Origin of the sequence: Gemmiger gallinarum, assembly GCF_014982805.1 — a bacterium.
In the GTDB taxonomy this organism is placed as follows: domain Bacteria; phylum Bacillota; class Clostridia; order Oscillospirales; family Ruminococcaceae; genus Gemmiger; species Gemmiger gallinarum.
Map to the genome: position 1 here is coordinate 647892 of NZ_JADCKC010000001.1, position 24645 is coordinate 672536.

The 24645-nt window shown below is 59.9% G+C and carries 21 protein-coding genes and 2 tRNA genes; 8 read left to right on the plus strand and 15 right to left on the minus strand.

The genetic code is table 11. The annotated features are described in order from the left end of the window. The first annotated feature begins 123 nt into the window (after positions 1-123). A complete protein-coding gene (locus tag INF35_RS03130; protein ID WP_193500068.1) occupies positions 124-453 on the plus strand; it encodes an SCP2 sterol-binding domain-containing protein in 330 nt (109 codons plus the stop codon). Positions 454-618: 165 nt separating this feature from the next. Here the strand turns inward: INF35_RS03130 and pheT are convergent, their stop codons facing one another. From pheT to INF35_RS03145, 3 genes are all read right to left on the minus strand, one after another. Beyond that, positions 619-3033: a phenylalanine--tRNA ligase subunit beta gene (pheT, locus tag INF35_RS03135; RefSeq protein WP_193500069.1), complete on the minus strand. Its 2415-nt coding sequence runs from the start codon at positions 3031-3033 to the stop codon at positions 619-621. Between the two features lie 14 nt (positions 3034-3047). Then, complete coding sequence (locus INF35_RS03140) at positions 3048-4070, minus strand: phenylalanine--tRNA ligase subunit alpha (RefSeq protein WP_193500070.1); 1023 nt, start codon at positions 4068-4070, stop codon at positions 3048-3050. Positions 4071-4590: 520 nt separating this feature from the next. Next, on the minus strand, positions 4591-5391 hold the full coding sequence (locus tag INF35_RS03145; protein WP_235983086.1) for a Bax inhibitor-1/YccA family protein: 801 nt from the start codon (positions 5389-5391) through the stop codon (positions 4591-4593). Between the two features lie 121 nt (positions 5392-5512). Between INF35_RS03145 and hemW the strand changes: the two genes are divergently transcribed. Further along, positions 5513-6616, plus strand: coding sequence for a radical SAM family heme chaperone HemW (gene hemW, locus INF35_RS03150; RefSeq protein ID WP_193500071.1), 1104 nt, complete (start codon positions 5513-5515; stop codon positions 6614-6616). Positions 6617-6729: 113 nt separating this feature from the next. Here hemW and plsY read toward each other — a convergent pair whose 3' ends face one another. The 7 genes from plsY to INF35_RS03185 form a co-directional block, all read right to left on the minus strand. Then, positions 6730-7386 carry a glycerol-3-phosphate 1-O-acyltransferase PlsY gene (gene plsY / locus INF35_RS03155; protein ID WP_193500072.1) on the minus strand — a complete coding sequence of 219 codons (657 nt, stop codon included), beginning with the start codon at positions 7384-7386 and terminating at the stop codon, positions 6730-6732. Positions 7387-7407: 21 nt separating this feature from the next. After that, the gene (gene der / locus INF35_RS03160) at positions 7408-8739 is read right to left on the minus strand and encodes a ribosome biogenesis GTPase Der (protein WP_193500073.1); all 1332 of its coding nucleotides are present in this window, start codon (positions 8737-8739) and stop codon (positions 7408-7410) included. A gap of 4 nt (positions 8740-8743) precedes the next feature. Next, positions 8744-10066 carry a DUF512 domain-containing protein gene (locus tag INF35_RS03165; protein ID WP_193500074.1) on the minus strand — a complete coding sequence of 441 codons (1323 nt, stop codon included), beginning with the start codon at positions 10064-10066 and terminating at the stop codon, positions 8744-8746. A gap of 92 nt (positions 10067-10158) precedes the next feature. Next, positions 10159-10347 carry a 50S ribosomal protein L32 gene (rpmF, locus tag INF35_RS03170; RefSeq protein ID WP_193500075.1) on the minus strand — a complete coding sequence of 63 codons (189 nt, stop codon included), beginning with the start codon at positions 10345-10347 and terminating at the stop codon, positions 10159-10161. 24 nt (positions 10348-10371) lie between these two features. After that, positions 10372-10872, minus strand: coding sequence for a YceD family protein (locus INF35_RS03175; RefSeq protein ID WP_193500076.1), 501 nt, complete (start codon positions 10870-10872; stop codon positions 10372-10374). Between the two features lie 195 nt (positions 10873-11067). Next, positions 11068-12423: an MATE family efflux transporter gene (locus INF35_RS03180; RefSeq protein WP_193500077.1), complete on the minus strand. Its 1356-nt coding sequence runs from the start codon at positions 12421-12423 to the stop codon at positions 11068-11070. A 102-nt stretch (positions 12424-12525) separates the two neighbouring features. Next, positions 12526-13392, minus strand: coding sequence for a LysR family transcriptional regulator (locus INF35_RS03185; RefSeq protein ID WP_193500078.1), 867 nt, complete (start codon positions 13390-13392; stop codon positions 12526-12528). A 232-nt stretch (positions 13393-13624) separates the two neighbouring features. On the opposite strand from INF35_RS03185, the gene INF35_RS03190 reads away from it, so the two are divergent. The 4 genes from INF35_RS03190 (at position 13625) to INF35_RS13755 (ending at position 16727) form a co-directional block, all read left to right on the plus strand. Then, positions 13625-13709, plus strand: a tRNA-Tyr gene (locus INF35_RS03190). 97 nt (positions 13710-13806) lie between these two features. Then, positions 13807-14922: an SLC13 family permease gene (locus INF35_RS03195; protein WP_193500079.1), complete on the plus strand. Its 1116-nt coding sequence runs from the start codon at positions 13807-13809 to the stop codon at positions 14920-14922. A 36-nt stretch (positions 14923-14958) separates the two neighbouring features. Further along, positions 14959-16056 (plus strand): ABC transporter transmembrane domain-containing protein, encoded by a 1098-nt coding sequence (locus INF35_RS13750; RefSeq protein ID WP_235983087.1) that lies wholly within the window; start codon positions 14959-14961, stop codon positions 16054-16056. Between the two features lie 14 nt (positions 16057-16070). Then, positions 16071-16727, plus strand: a complete 657-nt coding sequence (locus INF35_RS13755) for an ABC transporter ATP-binding protein (RefSeq protein WP_328740455.1) — start codon at positions 16071-16073, stop codon at positions 16725-16727. 116 nt (positions 16728-16843) lie between these two features. Here the strand turns inward: INF35_RS13755 and INF35_RS03205 are convergent, their stop codons facing one another. Together INF35_RS03205 and INF35_RS03210 are read right to left on the minus strand one after the other, a co-directional pair. Then, positions 16844-17386, minus strand: coding sequence for a methylated-DNA--[protein]-cysteine S-methyltransferase (locus tag INF35_RS03205; RefSeq protein ID WP_193500080.1), 543 nt, complete (start codon positions 17384-17386; stop codon positions 16844-16846). Between the two features lie 81 nt (positions 17387-17467). Continuing rightward, positions 17468-17543 (minus strand) — tRNA-Trp (locus INF35_RS03210). 306 nt (positions 17544-17849) lie between these two features. Between INF35_RS03210 and INF35_RS03215 the strand changes: the two genes are divergently transcribed. Next, positions 17850-18587 carry a YebC/PmpR family DNA-binding transcriptional regulator gene (locus INF35_RS03215; RefSeq protein WP_193500081.1) on the plus strand — a complete coding sequence of 246 codons (738 nt, stop codon included), beginning with the start codon at positions 17850-17852 and terminating at the stop codon, positions 18585-18587. Between the two features lie 202 nt (positions 18588-18789). Further along, positions 18790-20463, plus strand: a complete 1674-nt coding sequence (locus tag INF35_RS03220; RefSeq protein ID WP_193500082.1) for a protein kinase domain-containing protein — start codon at positions 18790-18792, stop codon at positions 20461-20463. Positions 20464-20677: 214 nt separating this feature from the next. Here the strand turns inward: INF35_RS03220 and INF35_RS03225 are convergent, their stop codons facing one another. The 3 genes from INF35_RS03225 to INF35_RS03235 are packed head-to-tail and all read right to left on the minus strand — an operon-like array spanning position 20678 to position 24276. After that, positions 20678-21103: a NifB/NifX family molybdenum-iron cluster-binding protein gene (locus INF35_RS03225; protein WP_193500083.1), complete on the minus strand. Its 426-nt coding sequence runs from the start codon at positions 21101-21103 to the stop codon at positions 20678-20680. A gap of 38 nt (positions 21104-21141) precedes the next feature. Beyond that, positions 21142-23022, minus strand: a complete 1881-nt coding sequence (asnB, locus tag INF35_RS03230) for an asparagine synthase (glutamine-hydrolyzing) (protein ID WP_193500084.1) — start codon at positions 23020-23022, stop codon at positions 21142-21144. 33 nt (positions 23023-23055) lie between these two features. Beyond that, a complete protein-coding gene (locus INF35_RS03235) occupies positions 23056-24276 on the minus strand; it encodes a carboxylate--amine ligase (protein ID WP_193500085.1) in 1221 nt (406 codons plus the stop codon). Between the last annotated feature and the right edge of the window lie 369 nt (positions 24277-24645).

The following is a 24645-nucleotide window of genomic DNA, read 5'->3' on the forward strand; positions in this document are numbered from 1 at the left end:
GGTTAACGGCAGTTTCCCAAAAGATTTTGACAGTCTCCATCTTGCCGCGTGTCCCCGGTGCCCTTATAATAAAGATATCAAACCTGTGCTTACAGGAGCTGCCTGTATAGAAAGGAGTCTGCCATGACCTTTGAAGAAATGTTCGCCCGGGTAAAGGAAATGTTCCAATCTGCCGATGTCAGCGGCATCCCGGATCACCTGGCCTATCAGTTCAACATCACCGGCGACGCGGCGGGCGCTTTTTACGTCGAGCTCAAGGACGGCACCCTCGCCATCGAGCCCTACCAGTATCACGACAGGGACGTTCTGTTCACCTGCTCCGCCGATACCCTGTTCAAGATTGCCCAGGGCAAAACCGATCCCGTTCCCGCCGTCATGATGGGCAAGCTCAAGGTGGAGGGCAACATCGACAAGGCCCTCAAACTCAAGGAACTGCTGAAATCCCGCAGGTAAGGGTTCTTCCCCGCCCTCCCGCCGGGAGGCCGCGGTCTTCTCCGGCGGCAGTCCGAAGGAATGTGCACGCCCTCACATCACACATGGAAAAAGCCCGCCCCGAAAGCGTTTCTGCTTCCGGGACGGGCTTTTTGTTTTATTCTGTTGCCTGTTCAGGCTGAGAGATCATCGGATCTCCACGCCCAGGCGGTACTTGAGGTTGCCCAGGATCTTCTTGACGAAGCGGTCGATCTCCTCGGCGGAGAGGGCCTTGTCGGCAGGGACAAAGTGCAGGGTGAAAGCCATGCTCTTTTTGCCCTCGCCCAGCTGGTCGCCGCGATAGACATCGAACAGCTCCACATCGCCCACACGGGGGCAGGCCTTGTGGATCTCCTTGACGATATCGCCGCAGGTGACCTCCTCGTTGGCCACCAGAGCCAGGTCGCGCTGGACGGTGTCGAACTCGGGGATGGGCTGGTAGCGGAAGTGCGGGTCCACCTGCTCCATCATAGCCACATAGTCGATCTCGCCCAGGAAGATCTTCTGGTTATTCTTGCTGTCCTTGGGCAGCTTGAGCTCGGCGGTAACGTCGTTGGCCAGCTTGCCGAAGCAGCCGATGCGCTTGCCGTTGCACAGGATATGGGCGGAGATGCCGGGATGCAGCCAGGGTACATCGTTGGCGCGCTCATAGTCGAAGGTCAGGCCGAAGGCACGGCCCAGCACCTCCATGGCGCCCTTGAGGCTGAAGAAGTCCTCGTTGTCACCGAAGGCCGTGAAGCCCAGGTGCAGGCGTTCCTCCGGCAGCTCGGTGACGGGGAGCTGCCGCGGAATATAGATGTTGGACAGCTCGAACAGGCGGCCCTCATGGTTGCCGCGCTTGAGGTTCTCCACTGCCACATTGAGCAGGGACGGCGCCAGCAGGGTGCGCATGATGGTCAGGTTGGAGCTGATGGGGTTGAGGATGCGGATGACCTTGCGCTCGGGCGCATCGGCGGCAATGTGCAGGGCATCCAGGTCGGCGTCGGCATAGAAGGCCAGCGTCTCGGCCTCATAGAAGCCCTGAGCACACATGGTGCGCTTGACCTTGGCCTGGTTCTTCTGGTCGGGCGTCAGACCGCCGCTGGTGACCTCGGCAGACTGCAGGAAGGTGGGCACGATGTGCTCGTAGCCGTACTCCCGGATGACCTCCTCGGCCAGGTCGGGTTCGCCCACCTCGATATCCTCGCGGTAACGGGGCGCGATAACATCCAGCTTGTCGCCGTCGCGGGTGACCTGGAACTCCAGGCGGGTGAGGATATCCACGATGGTGTCCGCGGGGACCTCAATGCCCAGGATGGCGTTGATGCCGCTGACTGTGGCGGTGAAGTGCTTGCCCTCGCGGGGAGCACCGGCGCTGACATCAAAGGCGCTGGCGGTGACTTCGCCGCAGCCCAGTTCCTGGATCAGGTGCAGGGCGCGGGCCATGCCCAGCTCGGTGGTGTACTCGGAGATGCCCTTCTCGTAATGGCTGGAGGCATCGGTGGACTGGCCCAGGCTGCGGGAGGTCTTGCGGATGTTGTCCCGGGCAAATTTGGCCGACTCAAACAGCAGCTGGGTGGTGTTCTCGGTGATCTCGCTGTTCAGGCCGCCCATGACGCCGGCCAGAGCCACCGGCTTGGAACCGTCGCAGATGACCAGGTTGTTCTCGCTGAGGGCAAACTCCTTGCCGTCCAGGGTGACGATCTTCTCGTCATTGCGGGCGCGGCGGACGATGATCTGGCAGCTTTCCAGGGTGGACATGTCAAAGGCGTGCATGGGCTGGCCGATCTCCAGCATGACGTAGTTGGTGATATCCACCACATTGGAGATGCTGCGCAGGCCGCACAGGGCCAGATGGCGCTTCATCCAGCGGGGAGATTCCCCCGGCGTGATGTTGCGGACATAGTGACCCAGATAGCGGGGGCAGAGATCGGGGGCCTCCACCGCGATGGAGAGACGGGGATCGGTGTAATCGGAGACGGTATAGTCGGTGGCGGGCATCTTGAGGGGCTTGCCCAGCACGGCGGCCACCTCCCGGGCAATGCCCAGGACCGACTGGCAGTCGGCGCGGTTGGCAGTGATGGAGATGTCGAAGATCACCTCATCCAGACCGACCACCGGACGGATGTCGGCGCCGGGGACGGTGTCCTTGGGCAGGTCCAGCAGACCGTAAACCTCAGCCCCCGGGAACAGATCGTCGTTGAGGCCCAGCTCCTCGCCGGAGCAGAGCATACCGTTGGACTCAATGCCCATGAGGGGCTTTGCCTTGATATGGATGCCGCCGGGCAGAGTGGCGCCGTCCAGAGCGGCGGGGGTATGCATGCCCACGTAGACATTGGGCGCGCCGGTGCTGATCTGGATGTCATGGCCGTACTCGCCGCAGTCCACCTTGCAGACGTGCAGGTGGGTGCCCTCCTGGGGCACTGCCTCGGTGACTACACCGACCACAACACGGTCGATCTCGGCGCCCAGGTCGATGAGTTCCTCCACCTCAAAGCCGCAGGAAAACAGGCGTTCCTCCAGCTCCTGGGCGGAAACATCAATGTCCACATATTCTTTCAGCCAGCTGAATGGTACTTTCATGGTTGCTCTCCTCCTCAGTCATTGAACTGTTTGAGGAAACGCAGGTCGTTCTCAAACATCAGGCCAATGTTGTTGATGCCGTATTTCAGCATGGCGATACGCTCGATGCCGATGCCGAAGGCGAAGCCGGAGTAAACATTGGGGTCAATGCCGCAGTTTTCCAGCACGCTGTGGTGCACCACGCCGGCGCCCAGGACCTCGATCCAGCCGGTGTGCTTGCACAGCGGGCAGCCCTTGCCGCCGCACTCAAAGCAGCTGACATCCACTTCCACGCTGGGTTCGGTGAAGGGGAAGTAGGACGGACGCAGGCGGGTCTTGACCTCAGGTCCGAACAGTGCCTGGACAAACTTGTCCAGCATGCCCTGCAGGTCACACAGGGTAATGCCCTTGTCCACGACCAGGCCCTCCATCTGATGGAACATGGGAGAATGGGTGGCATCCGAGTCGGAACGGAAGACGCGGCCGGGGACCAGCACCTTGATGGGGGGCTTTTCCCGGTCCATGACACGGATCTGGCCGCCGCTGGTCTGGGTGCGCAGGACAATGTCCTCCGCCACATAGAAGGTATCCTGCATGTCGCGGGCCGGATGGTTTTTGGGCACGTTCAGGCGGGTAAAGTTGTGGTCGTCGTCCTCGATCTCGGGGCCTTCATAGATTTCAAAGCCCATGCCGGAGAAAACGTCGATGATCTGGTTTTTCACCAGGGTGATGGGATGCAGCGAGCCCATGGGCCGCACGGTGCCGGGCATGGTGATGTCCACCTGCTCGCTCTTGTTGCGGGCCTCCAGCTCGATGCGCTCGATCTCGGCGTTCAGCTCCTGATAGCGGGCCTCAGCCCAGACCTTAAACTCATTGATGGTTTTGCCGGCGGCGGGACGGTCCTCCTTGGGAACATCGCGCAGACCTTTCATCAGCGCGGGAATGCTGCCGTTTTTGCCCAGATACTTCTGCCAGAAGGCGGAGAGTTCCTCCTTGCTGCGGACCTGGCCTGCTTCCGCTTCCAGCTCCTGCTTCAGGGCATTGATTTTCTCTTCCATAGTACACCTCATTCTTGTCGTCGGAGCCAAGTAAAAAGGCTCCGTCCCTGCCGCCGTTTCCGGCATAGGGACGAAGCCTTGTATCCAACTCCGCGGTACCACCCGTATTCCGCCGCATTCCAAAAGAACGCAGCGGCGCTTGTGCCTGCCTGTAACGGTGCAGCGCCGTCCCGCATTACAGGGCCCCTTGCAGGGCCGTTCGCACGGACCACTCGGGAGCGAACTTCAGTGCAGTGCCTTTCGGGGGACCTTTCAGCCGGTGAATCCCCTCTCTTGCGGCCGGGCTGCTGTACCTACTCTCTCCGTCATTGTGTTTCGCCATAGACTGTTATTTATTTTAGGACAGGGCGGGCGTTTCGTCAAGAGGTTTTTGCAAAATGTCGCCGCCGGGCGGTCAAATTGGCTTACTGTCGGGGCAACATTGCACAAAAAGAGGCCGTGCCCTGCCCCGTCGTTGCTTTCTTTCCGAAAGCTTTGCGTTGGGTACGGACACGGCCCGTCTGTTTTTTTGCAGAACCAATCAGTTGTTGCGGCTGCGGCCCAGCAGGCGCAGCACATACAGGAAGATGTTGATATAGTCCAGATACAGCTGCAGAGCGCCGATAATGGAGCTCTTGTGCAGCATGGCGGCGTCACCGCCAAAATAGCTGTACATGGCGCGGAGCTTCTGGGTGTCGTAAGCGGTAAAGCCCATGAAGACCAGCAGGCCGATGGCACACAGCACAATGTCAAAGAAACCGAAGTTATTGACAAACAGCATGCCGAAGAGCGAGACGATGAGCAGGGCAAAGAGTCCGCCCATGAGCATGGGGCCCCAGCCGGACAGGTCTTTCTGGGTGCGCATGCCGTAAACGGCCATGATGCCGAAATACAGTGCGCCCACCAGGAAGGCCAAAATCAGTGTGGAGAGATTGTACACCACAAAGTAGACGCTGAGGTTGATGCCGGTAAGCACCGCATAGGCAAAGAACATGGCCGTTGCCGTGCCGGGGCGGATCTTCTGGATGTTCATGGAGAGGACCGCCACCAGAATGAGCTCGGCGATGGACAGCACAAAGACAATGCCGCTGGTGTACAGGGGAATAAATGCCCCCGTCAGCACGGTGGCCAGCGCCACGCCGAAGGTGACCATCAGGCCGGCAAACATCCAGCCGAAGGTCCTGGACATATATTGGCTGAGCGTGAGGAACGGGCTCTGGGCGTAGACCGTATCCTGGGCGTAGCGGCCCTGGGACTGCTGGTACTGGCGGTAAGTCTGTTCGTAGCGATCATCCTGCATGTTGGATTGGTTCTGATCCCGATAATCATAGTTCGGAGCCATAGTTGAAATCCCCTTTCATTTTGGGTATCCTTATTATATACCTTTTGAGGAAATTCATGTGTAAAATAACTGTGAATAGACCTTGCTTTTTCTGTTGTTTTGCCTGTATGGGAGCGTTTTCATGCCACAAAATCATCGTCCGCTGGGCGTTTATCTGCATATTCCCTACTGTCCGGCCAAATGCCGGTACTGTGACTTTTTTTCAAAGCCCGGCTGCCGCAGTGTGCCGCAAGGCTACTGCGACGCCCTTGAGCGGGAGCTCCGCCGCTGCCCCCGGCGCCCCGACACCCTGTATTTCGGCGGGGGCACCCCGGCACTGCTCTCCCCTGCCCAGGCGGCCGCCCTCATTGAGGCTGCCGATCCCCTGCCCGGGGCGGAGATCACCCTGGAGGCCAACCCCGATGTAGTAAGCGCCGAGTTGCTGCAGGGGTTTCGTGCCGCCGGGGTGACCCGCATCAGCTTTGGGGTGCAGAGCGCCGACGACGCCCAGCTGCGCCGTCTGGGCCGGACGCACACTGCCGCCGGGGCTGCTCAGGCGCTGCAATGGGCCGCGGATGCCGGGTTTGAGGAGATCTGCGGGGACATCATGCTGGCCCTGCCCGGCTACACCCGGGAGGAATTCGACCGCACCCTGGCCCTGCTGAAAAACGGGGGCTGCACCCATATTTCGGCCTACTTGCTCAAGATCGAGCCCGGCACTGCTTTTTACAAAAATCCGCCCGATGATCTGCCCGATGCCGATGCGGCGGCGGACTTTTACCTCCACGCCGTGCAGCGGCTGGCGGAAGAAGGCTATCCCCAGTATGAGATCAGCAACTTTGCCAGACCCGAGCATCGCGGGCGGCACAACCTGCTCTACTGGGACTGCCAGGATTATCTGGGCATCGGCCCCGCCGCCCACAGCTGCATGGAGAACCGGAGGAGCTTCTGGCCGACGGGGCCCCATGCGGTGGAGGCCTTCATCGCGGGCACGCTGGCCGAGGAGTTCGAGGGTGTCTGCAATGCCGAGGATTATCTGATGCTGCGTTTGCGGCTGCGGGACGGGCTGGACCTGCGGCTGTACCGGGAGCGGTTCGGCGGGCATTTTACCGACAAACAGCTGGCCTTTATCCGTCACTGCGCTGCCGCCGGATACGCTCAGTTCGACGGGCAGGTACTCCGCCTGACCCCGGAGGGGCTGGTTGTGGAAAACAGCATTCTGGCCGAGCTGCTGCCGGAAGAGTGATCGTTCCTTATCCAAAAAAGATCCCGCCGTGAGATGGCTGTGCCACCCCGCGGCGGGATCTTTTTTCATGAGAAGCTTATGATTCGGCTTTACCAGAGGTTCACCGGGCAGGGTCACTTCTTTTTCTCGCCGAAGCGGTACTCGGTGCCCTCCCGCAGACGCTGGATGTTGGAGCGGTGCATGTAGATGACCATAGCCGCCATGATAACGCTGCAGATGCCGATAAATACAAGCGTGGCGGGCTCGGCACCGTTCCAGGCCCAGTAGCACAGCGTCAGGATGGGATACAGCGCCGCAATGATGATGCTGCCCAGCGAGACAATCCGGGTAATGGCAAACTCGATGAGAAAGATGACGACCAGAGCCAGAAATACCAGCGGCTGCAGCGCAAGGATGGCGCCGCCGCACACCAGCACGCCCTTGCCGCCGTGGAAGCCGAACCAGGCGGGCTTCATGTGGCCGATGGCTGCAAAAATGGCGGCCAGATAGGCGCCGCAGGCAGGCTCAAACTGAGGTACCAGCATGCCGAACAGCCATTCCCCGATAAAAACCGCCACCGCGCCTTTTGCCACATCGCCGATGGCTGTGGCTGCGCCCGCTGCCGCGCCGTAAGTGCGCAGCATATTGGTCATGCCTGCGCTGCCGCTGCCGTGAGTCCGCACATCGTCGTGGCAGAACAGCTTGGAGATCAGGATTCCAAACACGATGCTGCCCAGAAGATAGCCTTCCAGCGCAGCGAGCACACAGGCCGCAATCAACTTCAATACCATGATGACTCCTCCCTCAGGATGTCAGCGAGTGGTTCCGTCGCCATGCTCCCGCACGAGCATACGGATGGGCGTACCGGTCAGTCCGAAGGTTTCCCGGATCTGATTCTCGATATAGCGCTGATACGAGAAATGGAACAGCGCCTTCTGGTTGACGAACGAGACAAACGTCGGCGGACGGGTGGAACTCTGGGTGATATAGAACAGTTTCAGGCGCTTGCCCTTGTCCGAAGGCGGCTGGACCCTGGCAGTGGCCCGGGCCAGCATCTCATTGAGGGCGCCGGTGGGAATGCGGGTGCCGTTCTGCTCGTCCACAAAGCGGATGGTCTCGAACAGCTTGTCCAGCCGCTGGCCCGTCTTGGCACTGATAAAGACGATGGGCGCGTAGGACATGAAGCTGAAGTCCTCCGCCAGCTGCTTGCGCATGGTGTCCATGGTGTAGGTGTCCTTGTCCACGATGTCCCACTTGTTCACCGCAATGACGCAGGCCTTGCCCTGTTCATGGGCATAGCCCGCCACCTTGGAATCCTGCTCGGTGAAGCCCTCGGTGGCGTCGATCATAATGACGCAGACGCGGCTGCGCTCCACAGCGGCCAGGCTGCGCAGAACGCTGTACCGCTCGATGCCGTTTTCCACCTTGCCCTTTTTGCGCAGGCCGGCGGTGTCGGTAAAGATGAACTTGCCGTACTTGTTGTCCACCGCGGTGTCGATGGCGTCCCGGGTGGTGCCCGCCTCATTGGCGACGATCATGCGGTCCTCGCCCAGAATGCGGTTGACCAGGCTGGACTTGCCCACGTTGGGCCGGCCGATGACTGCCACCGGGATGCGGTCGGCGTCTTCCGGTTCCTCGTTGGAAAAATCCAGATGGGCCAGCACGGCGTCCAGCAGGTCGCCGGTGCCGTGGCCGTGCACACCGGACACGGGGATGATCTCCCCGATGCCGAGAGAGTAGAAATCGTACAGTTCCAGCGGCGGCTCGCCCACCGAGTCGCACTTGTTGACCGCCAGCACCACCGGCTTGCCGCTGCGCATGAGCATGCCCGCAATGTCGATGTCCTGGGGCGTTACGCCTGCGGTCAGTTCGGTGACCATGACCACGCAGTCCGCCGAGTCGATGGCGATCTGTGCCTGACGGCGCATATGCATCAGCAGGCCGTCGTCGATATTAGGCTCGATGCCGCCGGTGTCCACCAGCAAGAACTGGTGGCCGTTCCACTCGCAGTCGCAGAAGATGCGGTCCCGGGTAACGCCGGGGGTATCCTCCACAATGGCCAGCCGCTGACCGGTCAGCTTGTTGAAGATGGTGGACTTGCCCACGTTGGGCCGGCCCACAATGGCCACAATAGGTTTGGGCATAAGGTCACTCCCCTCCTTTTTTCTTTCGTTCGCCCAGCATGGCGCGGCAGCTGCCTGCGCCGTCCACGGGCAGAATCGTGACACGGCAGCTCAGCTCCTTGCCCAGCTGCGTCACGGTGATGTCATCGAGAAAGCGGTCGCCCTCGTCCCGGAGCATGACCTCCGGCACACCCAGCAGGCGGCTTTTCAGCTTGCCCTTGCACTGGCGGATGATGTCGGTGCCGGTGACCAGCCCCGCCACGCTCACATTGCCGCCGAAATAGTCGTTTCGGATGGCATGAACATTCACCTGTACCTGGGGATACTGGCCGTGCAAGGTGTCCGTCATCTGGCAGATGAGCGGGGCAGCCAGCGTGCCGGTCACCACGTCCATCTTGTGGGGCCAGACAAAGCCCCGGCGCTGGGACAGTTCCTCCAGGAAAGTATCGTGGTAGAGCCGCCACATACCCACGCCGTCCTCCAGCTGGGCATATTCATCGTAGAACTCCCCCTGGGGCAGCGGACGGCCTGCCGTGAGATACCACTCGTCGCTGGGGTAGACAATGCTGCGGCCGTACTGGGCGCGGCACTTTTTGCTGTACTCTTCCAGAATGTCCAGCGTCTCGCCCGCCGTCTCGGTGTCGTAGGGCGTCAGGTGGTAAAGGCCCTCCCGGTAGGAGGTCACCCCCGCCGGGACTGCCGCGATGCTGCCCACCTGGGGGCGCAAAGCCAGCAGGTCATCCAGAGTGCGGCGCAGCTCGTCGCCGTCGTTGATGCCCCGGCAGAGCACCAGCTGGCAGTTCATCTCAATGCCGCCCTTGGCAAAGCGGTCGAGATAGCCGAGGGTCTCCGCCGCCCGCTTGTTGGCCATCATGCGCACCCGCAGCTGAGGGTTCGTCGTGTGCACCGAGATGAAGATGGGGCTGATGTGCATCTTGATGATGCGGTCCACTTCCCGCTCGGACAGGTTGGTCATGGTGATATAGTTGCCGAACAGGAAGGACAGCCGCTCGTCGTCATCCTTGAAATAGAGGCTTTCCCGCATGCCGGGAGGCAGCTGGTCGATGAAGCAGAACATGCAGTGGTTGTCGCAGCTGTGCTTTTCGTCCCCCAGATAGGTCTTGAAGCTGCAGCCCAGAGGCTCGTACTCCTCTTTTTTGACATCGAGGTATTCCAGCTTGCCGCCCCTGCAAAGGGCAAGGCGAAACTGCGAAGCCACGGTATAATATTGGTAGTCGAGCATATCCGCAAGCTCATTGCCGTCCGCCGAAAGCAGAACACATCCGGGCGTGATGCCCAGCGCCTGCGCGGGCGAACCTTCGTCCACGCTCTGCACCCGCAAAGCCATAGCCAGACCTCCTTGTCACCGCAAACTTTGAACAAATGCCAAATGGGCAAAGAAAAAGGGGAGGGCATTGCCCCTCCCCTTGCAAGAGGCTGTTACGCCTCCTTGTTGACCTTGACGACTTCCTGGCCCTTGTAGTAGCCGCATTTGCCACACACCTGATGGGGCACTTTCAGTTCGCCACACTGAGGACATTTCACCAGCGTAGGAGCCTCCAGCTTCCAAACATTGGAACGACGCTTGTCGCGACGGGCTTGGGATTGTTTTCTCTTGGGTACTGCCATTTCTAAGCACCTCCTTGGTGAAATTCAACTAAGCAGTTGTTTTAATATGCTAAGCCGGGCATCTGCAGGGGCAGCTTCGTCTGCCGGTTGGCAGGTACATCCTGCCGCCTTCCTTTTACCACAGATGGGGCATAGGCCAAGACAATCGGGACTGCACAGCAGCACCCGCGGAACTGCAAAGATCACTTCCTGATACACCAGTTCCTCTACGTCCAGCAATCCCTTTTCGTCCAGAGGGAGCTCAAAATCCTCATCGGAGAGATCCCGGGGGCGAACGATGTACTCCTGAGCGATGGTGTAAGTTTCGTGCACCGGCGCAAGGCAACGGGCGCATTCGGCATCTGCTTTTGCCACGGCCTGCAAGGTGATGTGCACCCCTTCCGGGATGAGCTCGGCCGAAAAAGTGCCGGCGACAGGTTCGTTCACCTGATAGCCGGGAAAATCCGCCTGGGAGAAGTCGAAGGAAAACGTCGCTGTGTAAGGAGTTTTCCCTGTTTCCAGGAACTTTTGCAGATGAAATCGCATAGTACACCTCAAAGGTTGCTTATCTAGTATACACAAGCATGGGGTGCTTGTCAACAAAATTTTCAAAAAAATTTGTACAAATAAGACAGCTCCGGCTGCGGGGCTGTCCCGAAGATGCTGTTTTAAGCAAAGCATCCTCATACTTTATATAGTATATCATAGCCCGGGCGGCACAGCAATCCCCTCTTCCCTGTTTTACACACCGGACAGGGTGGTTTCCCGGCTGCGCCGATGCAGCATGCGGACAAACAGAATCCCGCCCACAATGGAGGCAAACAGCGACCCCGCCGGGGAGGCCAGGCCCATGGCATACAGGGAATCCGGGAAGCAGACCGACGCCAGATAGGCACCGGGAATGCGGATGAACAGCGTGGCCGTAAAGTTCCACAGGAAGGTGACAAAGGACCGGCTGTAGGCGCAGAAGTAGCCGCAGAAGCAGAAGTTGACCCCTGCAAAAACGCAATCGGTCACATAGGTGCGCAGATACTGGGCCCCCATGCGGATGACCTCGGCATCGCCGTTGGCAAAGAGGGCGACGATCTGCTCGGGCCAGATCTGGCAAACAGTCACCGCCGCAAGGCCGAAGCCCACACAGATGGTCATGCCGTAGCGCAGCACCTTGAGGCCCTGATCGTGGCGGTTGGCGCCGATATTCTGTGCAGTGAGGGCCGAAACCGACGACAGCATGGCCGACGGGACCAGAAACAGAAAGCTGATGACCTTTTCCACAATGCCCACACCGGTGGCTGTGACCAGTCCCCGGCGGTTGGCAATGACGGTGATGACAATGAAGGAAATCTGAATGAAGCCGTCCTGCACCGCAATGGGCAGGCCTACCTTGACAAGCCCGGACAGCACTCTGGGGCGGAAGCGGAAGTCCTCCCGGGAGAGCGGGATGCCCAGACCCTTTTTGCGCAGCATGGCCAGCGAGAGCAGCACGCTGACCGCCTGGGACAGCACGGTGCCAAGAGCTGCGCCCGCCGCTCCCATGGCCATGGGGCCGATGAAGATCACGTCGAGAACGATGTTGACCACACCTGCCGCCGCAATAAAATACATGGGGCTTTTGGAGTCGCCCAGTCCCCGGAAGATGCTGCTGATCACATTGTATGCCGTGATAAAGGGGCAGCCCAGAAAACAGATCAGCAGATAACTGCGGGTCTGGCTGACGGCTTCGGCAGGGGTGGACAGAACCGAGATGATGCCGTCCACCGCAAAGAGCAGTACCACCGTACTCACCACGGCAAACGCGGTAAAGAGATTGACCGTACTGCCGATGGCGCGGGCCGCCAGCTTTTTGTCCTGAGACCCCACCGCCCGGCTGATCATGACGGTGGTCCCCATGGTAAGGCCCACCACGATCACCGTGAGCATGTGGGTGACCTGGCTGCCGATGGACACTGCCGAAATCGACGCCGCGCCGTTGAAGCGTCCGGTGATGAACAGGTCCGCTAACCCATAGAAGGTCTGCAAAAAACAGGAAAACAGATACGGCACGGAAAACAAGAGCAGATTGTGCAGTACATTGCCCTTGGTCAGATCCCGCTGCATTTTAACCCCACCGCCTTATACTTCTGTCAAACAGTCAAAAATAATGCATATAGTATGCTAACAAATCCGGCGGCGGTTGACAAACGAAACTTTTTGGTTGATTCAGCACTTATTTTCATGGATGTGATCCAGAAGTGCCTGCAGCTCCGGCGTCACGAAAGACGGATGATAAAGCAGCTGCACTGTTTCCGACAGTGAATCGTCGGTTTTGATAAAGCACAAATTTTCATATTCATGCTTTGCCTTGGCGGGGATGATGGCAAAGCCCCGGGACAGATTGAGCATGAGAAGCTGCTGGGCATAGCTGGTAACCACCAGCACATCGGGGAACTGTACCCCATAGATGCGGCAGAGGTTTTCCCGGCAGAACTCCTGGTACTCGGTCTCGGCGGTCTTGGTGATGAGGGGCTGTCCCGCCACCACCTGGGCCACCGACCCGCACTTGTCCAGCAGTTCCCGGGAGCAGACCAGCGACTCCTCAATGCGCAGAAGGTCCACCCGGGTCATGTCCTCCACCCGGCTTTCCTTAAATGTAAGGATGTTGGGGCAGATCACCGCGTCGATGCGGTGATGCCGCAAATCCGCCAGCAGACGGGACTCGTCGCCGAAGGAAAAGTAGGCGGCGATCTCCGGGTTGGCCAGCTCAAAGGTGCGCAGGATGGGAAAGTCCTCGTAGTCGGTGGTGATCATGCCGATGTGCAGCTCGTGGGCGTTCTCCCGGCCCACCTCCCGGCAGAGATCCTTATATTGTTTCATAATGACCTTCATGCCGTCGTAAAAGCGCTGGCCCTGGGGCGTCAGCCGGGCGGTGCGGCCGGTGCGGACAAACAGCTCGCACCCCAGCTCCCCCTCCAGCACCGAGATATACTTGCTCATGGTGGTCTGCGCGATATGGCAGAGTTCCGCCGCCCGGGTAAAGTTCTGCTGCTCCGCTGCCCGGAAAAAGTAGTGGATTTTGTTGATATCCATGCCGTTTCCCTCCCCCACCGGCCTGCAGTCCGGCAGAAATTCCTCATTCATTATATCAGCCGTCGAGAAGCAAGTACAGTGCATCGTCTCTTTTTAGGCCGGATGCCGTACAGAAAACCGTTCCTCAAAAAAAATTGAATTTTTTTGAAAAAAGGGCTTGCATTTTCAAAAATCCTTTGTTATAATAATCAAGCACTCAGCGAGAGACACAAGCGAGTGTGAAACAGAATATGGGAGCTTTCCCGAGTGGCCAATGGGGACAGACTGTAAATCTGCTGCGTAATGCTTCGGTGGTTCGAATCCACCAGCTCCCACCAAAATCCTGAATGTTTACGCATTCAGGATTTTTTTGCGCCGTTTTTTCGGCGCGGGTATCTGTGATTTTGCATTTTGCGGATGGGAGATCGGAATATCATGTCAAAAATCGTCACGCGCTGCCTCAGCTTTATGCGGCAGGAAGCTGTCCTTTCCATCGCGGCCCTGCTGGCTGTGGTGTCCGCCTTTTTTGTGCTCCCCAGTGCCGGGTACCTTTCCTACATCGACTGGCACACCCTGACCCTGCTGTTCAGTCTGATGGCCGTGGTCAAGGGCTTCCAGAAGGGCGGGGTCTTCCTTTACTTAGGCAACGCCCTGCTCCGGCGCACCGGCACCTCCCGTCAGCTTCTGCTGGTGCTGGTGTTCCTGCCCTACTTTTTCAGCATGCTCATCACCAATGACGTTTCCCTCATCACCTTTGTGCCTTTCGGCATTACGGTGCTGCGCATGGCCGGGCAGGAACGGCTGCTCATCCCCATGGTTGTGCTTCAGACCGCGGCGGCCAACCTGGGCAGCATGCTCACCCCCATGGGTAATCCCCAGAACCTTTACCTGTACACCCAGTCGGGCATGAGCTTCGGCGCCTTCTGTCTGCTGATGCTGCCCTACGTGGCTCTGTCCGGCATCTGTCTGGCCGTCATCGCCCTGGTCTGTCCCTCCCAGAAGATCCCCGCCCTCTCGGTGCCTGCCCAGCTGGGCAGTGCCCGCTATCTCGGCTGCTGCGCCGCCGGGCTGGCCCTCTGCCTGCTGGGCATCTTCAAGCTGGTCTCCCCTGTCTGGATCGCCGCCGTCATCCTGGTCGTTCTGCTCATCGCCGACCGTCAGGTCCTGCGTCAGGTGGACTATTCCCTGCTGGGGACCTTCATCGCCTTCTTCATCTTTATCGGCAACATGGGCAACATTCCGGCCTTCCGGGATCTGCTGGCCTCCCTCATCACCGGCCACGTGGAGGCGGTCTCGGTGCTGGCCAGCCAGATCATCAGCAACGTGCCCGCCGCCCTGCTGCTGTCCGGCTTCACCTCCGACTGGAACGCCCTCATCGTGGGCTGCAATCTGGGCGGCCTGGGCACCCTCATCGCCTCCATGGCCAGCCTCATCTCCTACAAGCAGGTGGCCCGGGAGTACCCCGATCAGCGCAAGCCCTATTTCCTGTGGTTCACCATCTGCAACGTGGCCCTGCTGGTGCTGCTGCTTGCGGCCGACCTTGTGTTGTGATACCATTTTCACAGACACACTGGGGAGGGCCGCCCTATGCATAGCACATCGGAATCCAGACAGCTCTGGAAAAAGATTTTTGCCCTGCTGCCCCAGCGGCAGAAGCTGGGCTTCTTTGTCGTCCTGCTCATTCTGGCAGTCTCGGCGGGGCTGAGCCAGGTCACACCTTTGGCTATCGGCTATCTCACCGACCACGTGCTGGCCCAGCAAAACATCGCCTTTGCCTCGGTGGTGCCCATTCTGCTGGGAATTCTGCTGGTCAATGTGGTCAACGAGGTCATCAAGGTCATCCGCCGCCTTATCGTGGAGGACACCGCCACCCAGGCCGAAAAAATTGCCCGCCGCAAAGCCACCGACGCCCTTTTGCTGGCCCCGCTGAACTACTTCCGCAGCCACATGACCGGCAACATTCACGGCCGCCTCAACCGCAGCCTGGAGGGCACCGTCAAGCTTATCAAGCTGATGTTCATGGACTTTGCCCCCGCCGTCACCACCGGCGTGGCCGCCATCGTCACCATCTTTTACAAGCTGCCGGTGCCGGTGGCCCTGATGGTGGTGCTGGTGATCCCGGTGGGCACCTTCATCGTCTTCCGGCAGATCAGCACCCAGAAAGGCATCCGCGTGGAGCTGATGGACACCAAAGCCGAGATGGACGGCACCATGGTGGAGCTGCTGGGCGGTATCGAGACCATCCGCGCCCTGGACAGCGCCCGGGACGAGGGCGCCCGCATTGAGGACCGCGCCGAGGCCCTGCGCAAAAAAGAGATGCGCCACCACACCGCCATGGCCTTTTACGACTGTCTCAAGTTCGTCAACGAGGTGGTGTTCAGCGTGCTGGTCATCGGCGTGTCGGTGCTGCTGGCCTCCCGGGGGGGATCATCACCATCGGCACCGTGCTCACCGCCTACCTTTGCTTTACTCAGCTTACCGGCCCCCTGCGGGAGCTGCACCGCATTCTGGACGAGTTCTCTGAGTGCACGGTACTGGCGGTGGATTACTTCCGCATTCTGGACCTGCCCCCGGACTTTTCCTACCGGCCGGAGGAGGCCCTGCACGCCCCCATCACCTCCAACGAGATCCGCCTTTCCGGCATCCATTTTGCCTACCCGGAAAAGCCCGATGCGGAGATTCTGAAAGGGCTGGATCTGGTGATCCCGGCGGGAGAGTTTTTGGGCATTGCCGGTCCCAGCGGCTGCGGCAAGTCCACCCTCATCAAGGTCATTGACAAGCTGGAGCCCGCTGCCGGGCAGGTCCTGCTGGGTGGGGCCTGTCTGGACGGGCTGTCCCGGCAGGAGCTGGCCGAAAACGTGGCCCTGGTCCCCCAGACGCCCTTCCTCATTGCAGACACCGTCTACCACAACATCTGCTACGGCATCAAGCGGCAGGTCTCCGCCGAGGAGGTCCGGGAAGCCGCCCGCAAGGCCCGCATTGCTGCGGACATTGAACAGCTGCCCGGCGGCTACGACTTTATGCTGTCGGAGGGCGGCGCCAACCTGTCCGGCGGGCAGCGCCAGCGCATCGCCCTGGCCCGCATCTTTCTGAAAAAGCCCCGAATCCTGATTCTGGACGAGGCCACCAGCGCCCTGGACAATACCTCGGAAAAGCACATCCAGGCCGAGATCGAGCGGATGAAGCAGGAGTGCGGCACCACCGTCATCTCCATCGCCCACCGCCTGACCACCCTGCAGAACTGTGACGAGATCATCGTCATGGACAAGGGACAGATCGTCCAGCGGGGCACCTTTGCCAAGCTCAAGGCCACCCCCGGCATCTTTCAGGATATGGCAAACGGCATCCTGAAATAAATGGCCGGGCAGCAGCACTGGCTTTCCCATCCGCTTTTTGCTGATTCATTACTATATATAAAGAAAGAGGGCATCGCCTTGAGGCGGTGTCCTCTTTTGTATTCCTTTTTGGGGATTCATTCGCGGGAAAGGCGGCAGAGCAGGGCGTCACGGCCGGTATCCACACCCTCATGGCGGAGAAGCCATTCCTTTTTGTCCAGGCCTCCCGCGTAGCCGGTGAGGAAGCCGTCCGCCCCCACCACCCGGTGGCAGGGGACAATAATGGAGATGGGGTTGTGCCCCACTGCCCCGCCCACCGCCTGGGCTGAAATTCTGCTCCGTCCCAGCCGGGCTGCCGTCTGCACAGCCAGGCGGCCATAGGTGGTGACCTGTCCGCAGGGAATCTCCTGCAGGCAGGCCCACACCGCCTGACGGAACGGACTGCCCGCCGGGCGAAGGCTCAGGCCTTCCAGACCCGGGCGCTCCCCTGCAAAGTAGCGGTCCAGCCAGAGGCGGGCCTCGGGCAGGCCGGGGGCATCCTCCCGGCGTTCCGGCGGTTGGGAGAGGGTCGCCGCAAAATATTTCTGCCCCTCGATCCAAAGCCCGGCCAGGCCCTGCCCGTCGCTGACAAGGCTCAGCACGCCGATGGGAGAATCATACCGGGTCATAAAATAAGTCATGGAAGTTCTCTCCTTTGCGCAAAGGCAGCGAAGTACTGCGGACAGATAGAAGAAAAACCGGACGGCTGAAACCGTCCGGTTTGGCAGGGGTAGAAGGATTCGAACCCTCGGCACGCGGTTTTGGAGACCGCTGCTCTACCAACTGAGCTATGCCCCTATGCATTTCTGTCTGTCAGATGATGCTATATTAGAATAGCGAATTTGGCGGCATTTGTCAAGGGGAAGGGCTCAAAAAATCTGATTTTTTTGCAAAATAATTTCCGGACGGCAAAAACCTTTTGCAATCAGAATTGAAAGTGACGCACAGATGTGCTATACTATACCATTGTAATATGTGGATCTGTGCGCCGGGGCTTCCCTGTGCACGGGTCTTGCCCTCTGGCTGTGCATCCGCGCGCCGGGGCGATAGAACGCACGGGCCGTTTTTTCGGTCCGATCATCGACTAATTTAGGGGGATCATCCATGTCCGGACACAGCAAATGGAACAACATCAAGCGCAAAAAGGAAAAGACCGACGGCGCCCGCGCCAAGATCTTCACCAAAATCGGCCGCGAGATCAGCGTCGCCGTCCGTGAGGGCGGCAGCGACCCCGCTTCCAACAGCAAGCTGGCCGCGCTCATCAGCAAGGCCAAGGCCAACAACGTCCCGAACGACAACATTCAGCGCACCATCAAGCGCGCTGAGGGCGGCGACCGCACCGAGTACGAAGCCATCACCTACGAGGGCTACGGCCCCGGCGGCATCGCAGTCATGGTCGAGACCCTGACCGACAACCGCAACCGTACCGCTGCCAACATGCGCCACTACTTCGACAAGTTCGGCGGCAACCTGGGCAACATGGGCTGCGTGGGCTTCCTCTTCAACCAGAAGGGTGTTATCGTCCTCGACCTGGAGGACAAGGACGCCGATGAGGCCATGATGGACGCGCTGGATGCCGGTGCCGAGGACTTCGACGCCAGCGAGGATGCTGCCGAGGTCACCACCGATCCGGACAACTTCAGCGCTGTCTGCGATGCTCTGCAGAAGAAGGGCTACTCTTTCATCTCCGCCGATGTGGCCATGGTTCCCACCACCACCTCCACCCTGACCGACCCCGATCAGATGGCCAACATGGCCAAGTTGCTCAACGCGCTGGACGATGATGACGATGTCCAGAACGCCTGGCACAACCTGGAGAACGAGGACGAGCTGGACCGCTGAGTCTGCTTTCCCGCTTTCCTGCAACCTTCACATACAAAACAGCTGCGCCGCGTCAGATCTGAACGCGAAGTACATACGCCTTCCCTGCCGGGCGGGCGGTGTCCTCCGTCCAACGCAGCGCAGCTGTTTTTTCAGGTGTGCGGCTCTATCCGGGCCGTACCTGCCGGAACCGGTTCCCATCCACAAGAGAGGAAATGGTAGAATGTCCAATCAAGTTCCCTGCCCCCATTGTCTCGAACCCATCGCCCCGGATTTCCACGGTCTGTGCCCTCACTGCGGCAAAAGTCTGGACAACGAAAACCCGGAGGGCGCCCTGCCCTTCGGCACCCAGCTGGCCGGAAAATACACGGTAGGCAAGTACCTGAGCGCCGACGGCGACGGTCTGTGCTATCGCGGTGTGGACAATGAGCAGGTCCGCTTTGTGCGCATCAAGGAATACTTTCCCGTCACCCTGTGCAACGGCCGCAGCCCCGAGGGCGCCCTTATGCCCAAGGCCGGGCGTGAGGTGCTGTTCAAGACCAGCCGGATGGACTTCAAGGACCTGTACGACGACCTGCACCGGCTGACCCCGGCCACCGGCCTCTCCCGCATTCTCGATGTCATTGAGGAGAACAACACCGTCTACGGCGTGGAGGAGAGCGAAAAAGGCATGACGCTCACCCATTATCTCTCCCTCAAGTCCCGGCCCCTCACCCCCGCCGAGGCACGCACCCTGCTGCAGCCCGTCATGGAGGGGGTGGCCCTGCTGCACAAGTCGGGGCTCATCCATCGCGGCATCTGCCCGGACAACATCCTTTTGCCCATCGACGGCACCGCCATGCTCACCGGCTACGGCACCCTGGCCCTGCGCACCGGCGGCAGCGAGCTGAAAAGCCAGCTTTATGCAGGCTACGCCGCGCCGGAACAGTATTCGGCGGCAGAGTTCTCCGGCCGGTACACCGACGTGTATGCCCTGGCCGCCGTGACCTACCGGCTGGTCACCGGGCAGACTCCTGTCTCCGCTCCCCAGCGCCGGGTGCGGGACAGCATGGAATCCGCCCACAGCCTGGAAGCCTCGGTGCCCACCTATTTTTCCCAGGTGATCTCCTGCGCCATGCGTCTGGACCCCGCCAAGCGGATGCAGACTGTCCCCGAGCTGATGAGCGCTCTGGCCAACCCCAATGTAGCCAACGCCATGTTCGAGACCGGCGAGAATCAGGTATCCACCAAAAAAATTCTGGGCGCGGCTCTGGTGGTCATCTTTGTGCTGGCGGTCCTGCTGCTGTGGAGTCTGCTGCATCCCTTCGGGAGTTCCAACAGTTCCAACACAGATACCCCCTCCTCCCAGACCACTGTATCCTCCCCTGCCCCCACCGCCACGCCGGAGGCCCTGACCTACCCCAATCTGGTGGGGCAAAAGCTGGAGGATGTGGAGGATTCCGACCTGTACGCCTCCTTCCGCATCGTGCCCACCGAGGAATACTCGGCGGACTATGAGGCGGGGATCATCCTCTCTCAGGAGCAGGAGGCCGGCACCCCCGTGGAGGAAGGCAGCGACCCCACCATCGACGTGGTGGTGAGCAAGGGGTATCCCATCATGCCGGAAATCACCAACTTTCCGCAGAAAAAGGCGGAGGAGAAACTGGATGAAGCCGGGATCGCCCAATACACCATCCGCATCGTGGAAAACAACACCGAATTTGCCGCCGGCTGCGTGGTCATGTGCACCGGGGAGAACGGTGTCCGCATTGAAGCAGGTATGCCGGTGGACCCGTCGGTCATCATTGACGTGTGGATCGCCGGGGAGCGGGATGACACCGCACAGGTGGACAGTACCTCCGGCAGTTCCTCCTCTGCCGCCTCGTCGGACAGCACGGCATCTTCCGGCGGGCAGTAATCTGTTTCCTTCCCTGCCGGTCTGACAAAACAACAAGGCCCGGGCCATTTCCTGACGGAGTGGTCCGGGCCTTTTGTCATATTTGAATTTTCCTGGTTTTGTGCCGCATCCGGTGTGTCCCAGGCAAAAAGAACCGCCCCCATGCGGACCGGAAGTCCGGTGCATGGGGGCGGTTGCCGGGTTTTACTTGTAACCTGGCGGGCAAAGGCAGCAATCAGCCGCAGCTGCCGTCGTGGCCATGGCAGCTCCCATGGCTATGGCAGCCGCCCTCATGGCCGCCGCAGGAGTGGCCCTCGCCGTGGTGGTCGTGATGGTCGCAGTGAACGTCAGGATCAAAGGCAAGACGGCCGTCCAGCAGGGCCTGCACAGCATCGTCCGCGCTGCCTGCCACGCCGCCGTACAGGCGGATACCCGCATTGGCCAGCGCCATCTGGGCGCCGCCGCCGATGCCGCCGCAGATCAGAGTGTCCACGCCGTGGGCTGCCAGAAAGCCTGCCAGGGCGCCGTGGCCGCTGCCCATGGTGTCCACGACCTGAGATGCGATGACTTTGCCGTTCTGCACATCATACAGCTTGAACTGCTGCGTGTGGCCGAAGTGGCCGAAGATGTTACCGTTTTCATAGGTGACTGCGATTTTCATGAGAGATCTCTCCTTTTGCGTTGCGTAAAGCGAAGGGTTCAGTGTGCATAGACCTCGGCGGGCGGGGTGGTCTGCACAAAATACAGCTCATACCAGAGGATGAAGGAGTAGAAGCTCCAAATCTTGGTCATGTTCTTGGCACGGCCCGCCACATGGTCGTCCAGCAGGCGGCAGAGGGCGGCGGTGTCAAAGAACTTTTCCGCCACCGGGCCGGTGAACTTTTCCCGCACCATGGCGGCGTACTTGTCCTGGCGCAGCCAGTCGTTGAGGGGTACCGGGAAGCCCAGCTTCTTGCGCTTGGCCACACTGTCGGGCAGCTGTTTGAGAGCTGCGCCGCGCAGGGCGATCTTGGTTTCTTCCTTGCCGCTGCGGTATTTCTGGGGAATGCTGAGTGCCAGTTCCAGCACCTCACGGTCCAGGAAGGGCACCCGCAGCTCCAGGCTGTTGGCCATGCTCATGCGGTCGGCCTTGAGCAGAATGTCGTAGAGCATCCAGGTGTGCATATCCACCCATTGCAGCTGGGTGGGCTCATCCAGACCGGCCACCTTGTCGAAATAGGGCTTGAAGTATTCCTCCGGACGCTTGCTGTGATAATCCTTCTTGAGGTACTGGTCCCGGTCCGCCGGGGAGGCAAAAACATAGTTGGCCCGCATATACCGCTCCCAGGGCTGCTTTGCCCCCCGCACCAGAAAATGCTTGCCCTTGAACTCGGGCATATGGGAGGCCACCGCCCCCGCCGCCTTGCGGATGGGTTTGGGGACCTTCTTCTCATAGTCCATGAAGTGGACGGCCTGGCAGTACATGGGATAGCCGCCGAACAGCTCGTCGGCGCCCTCGCCGGACAGCACCACCTTGACATACTTGCGGGCATTGCCCGCCAGGAAGTAGAGGGGCACCTCCGCCGGGTTGGGCATGGGCTCATCCAGATACCACTGGATCACCCGGTTGGCCTCAAAGAATTGGTCGGCGCTGACCTTGTTGGAAAGGTTGGGCACCCCGATCTCCCTGGAAAACTCCTGGGCATAGGGCAGCTCGGAGTACTTCTCCTCCTCGTAGCCCACCGAGAAACTCTTGACGTGGGGCGTGCCCTTGGCCACCTCGTTGACCACAAAGCTGGAATCCACGCCGGAGGACAGGAAGCAGCCCACCTCCACGTCGGCGATCTGATGGGCGGCCACGCTCTCGGCAAAGGTGTCGGTGATTCGCTTTTCCCACTCTTCCAGCGACGGGTTCTCGTCAATGTGGTAGCGGATGTCATAGTAGCGGCGGATGTCCATGCGGCCATCCTTCCAGGTGAACATGTGGGCCCCCGGCAGCTTGTAGACGTTTTTGAACATCGTCTCCTCGTTGGGGATATACTCGATGCTCAGGTACTCGGGCAGGCGCTCCTCGTTGAGCTCCTTCTTGAAATCGGGATGGGCCAGAAAGCTCTTGATCTCGGAACCGAAGAGCAGCAGGCCGTCCTCATTATAATAGTAGAAGGGCTTGATGCCGAAGATGTCCCGGGCGCCGAACATGGTCCGGGTCTTTTTGTCCCACAGCACAAAGGTGAACATGCCCCGCAGGCGGGCGGGCAGGCCGTCGCCCCACTGCTCATAGCCGTGGAGCAGCACCTCGGTGTCGCTGCGGGTGGCGAAGGTATGCCCCGCCGCCACCAGTTCCTCCCGCAGCTGCTGGAAGTTGTAGATCTCACCGTTGAAGATGACGACCATTGAGCCGTCCTCGTTGAACATGGGCTGTTTGCCGCCCTCCAGGTCGATGATGGACAGACGGCGGTGGCCCAACGCCACCTGGTCATCCACATAGTAGCCCTCGCCGTCCGGGCCGCGGTAGACGATCAGGTCGGCCATGGCCTTGACGATGCGCCGCGCCTCCTCGGCGTCCTGATGTGCCCGGGCAAATCCCGTGATACCGCACATAGCAGTTCCCTCCCCTATCTGATAAACAAAAACTCAGTCGCGCAGGCTCTTGTTGCCGTAGTAGCGCGCCGTCTTGCGGTAGTAGTTGGCCTGGCTGCGCAGATACCACAGATACCGCTTGAGGTTGAAATCCTCCTTGCAGAACAGCTGGCGAGCGCACTTGCCCTCCTTTTTCAGGCGGGCGGCCTCGGCCAGCAGTTCCGGGTCCTTGAGATACTTGCGGATGACGCCGTAGGGGGCGATCATCCACAGGCTTTCGGTGTCGGCCTCGGTGTAGCCCAGGTCCTTGTGCAAAAGAACGTCCTCCACCAGCCACTTGGCCAGATTGTAGCCGCTGGCCGTGACAAAGTAGCTGGAACGCCCCTGGCGGGGGTTCATCTCGAACAGTTTATATTCCCCGGTGCGGGCGTCGTACTTCATGTCGAAGTTGGCAAAGCCTACCCAGCCCACGTCCTCCAGAAAGGCGCGCATCCGGGCCAGCAGTTCCCCGTCGTGCACCGACAGGATGGCTGCATAGTTGCCGATGCCCTCGGGGGTCTGCTCCTCCAGAAGCGGACGGCCCAGGGCCATCAGGTGCACCTTGCGGTCCAGGCCGCAGTAGGCGTTGAGCACCCGCATGCAGTTGTCGTCGCCGGGGATGTATTCCTGCAAAATCAGGTCGTCCTGGTAGCTGCTGCCGTAGATGGCCGCCGTAATGGCGTCGTACTCCTCCCGGTTCTGGGCCAGAAAGACCTTCTTCTTGTGGGGGAAGGAACAGTTCCAGTATTCCGCCGAGTTGCTCGCCTTGATGATGCAGGGAAAATCAAAGGGAAGCTGGACGGTTTTATAGTTCTGCGCGTTACAGGTGGCGGTTTTGGGGTAAGAAAGTCCATGCCGCTCGCAGGCGCGGTAAAAATTGTCTTTTATGTCAAGATCCAACACGGTTTGCAGATCCGGACAGGCAAAATGATAATATGCCGCCAGTTCTTCCCGGTGGCGGGCCATCAGGATGGTGTATCCGTCCGCGCAGGAGACCAGCACCAGCTGACGGCCGGTATTGCGCCGGGCAAAGGAGACAAGCGTCGAGACAAAGACATCGTCCTCTTCCAAACGCGGCTCCAGAACGGCGATCTTCACCAGGCGGCTGTTTGCCGTGGCCACCAGAGCGCCCTTGCAGACCGCCACGCTGGTCACCCCATACTGCTGATAAAAGCTGCGTGCCATGCCGTAGACGTTGGCGTCACTGCCCAGAAGCACCGGTAAAAAGTCCATCATAGCCAAAAACCTCTTTTTGCAAAACAGGGCCCGCCATCCGTCCCGGCATCAAAAGGCCGGGTCGCGGCACTGCGGCGGAAGGCTGCGGCAAAATTTTGCAGTCTCCTCCGGCCGGCCAAATCCCGGCATCCCTGTACATACTTATAGTATATGGGATATTTTACTTCCAATCGCTCTGCGTGTCAATTCTGACAGGCAGGCTTGGCACAAAGGGCAGAGAGTCGCCTTAGCGTCGGTTTCCGGCCTTCGGAATGTAAAAATATCACATTTGCCGCCGCCCAAAAAGGCAGAATTTACACCGGGAATGCTTTTCAACCGCAAGGCAAGCGTGTATAATAGCGATATTGAACGCATAAGGATAGAGGAATC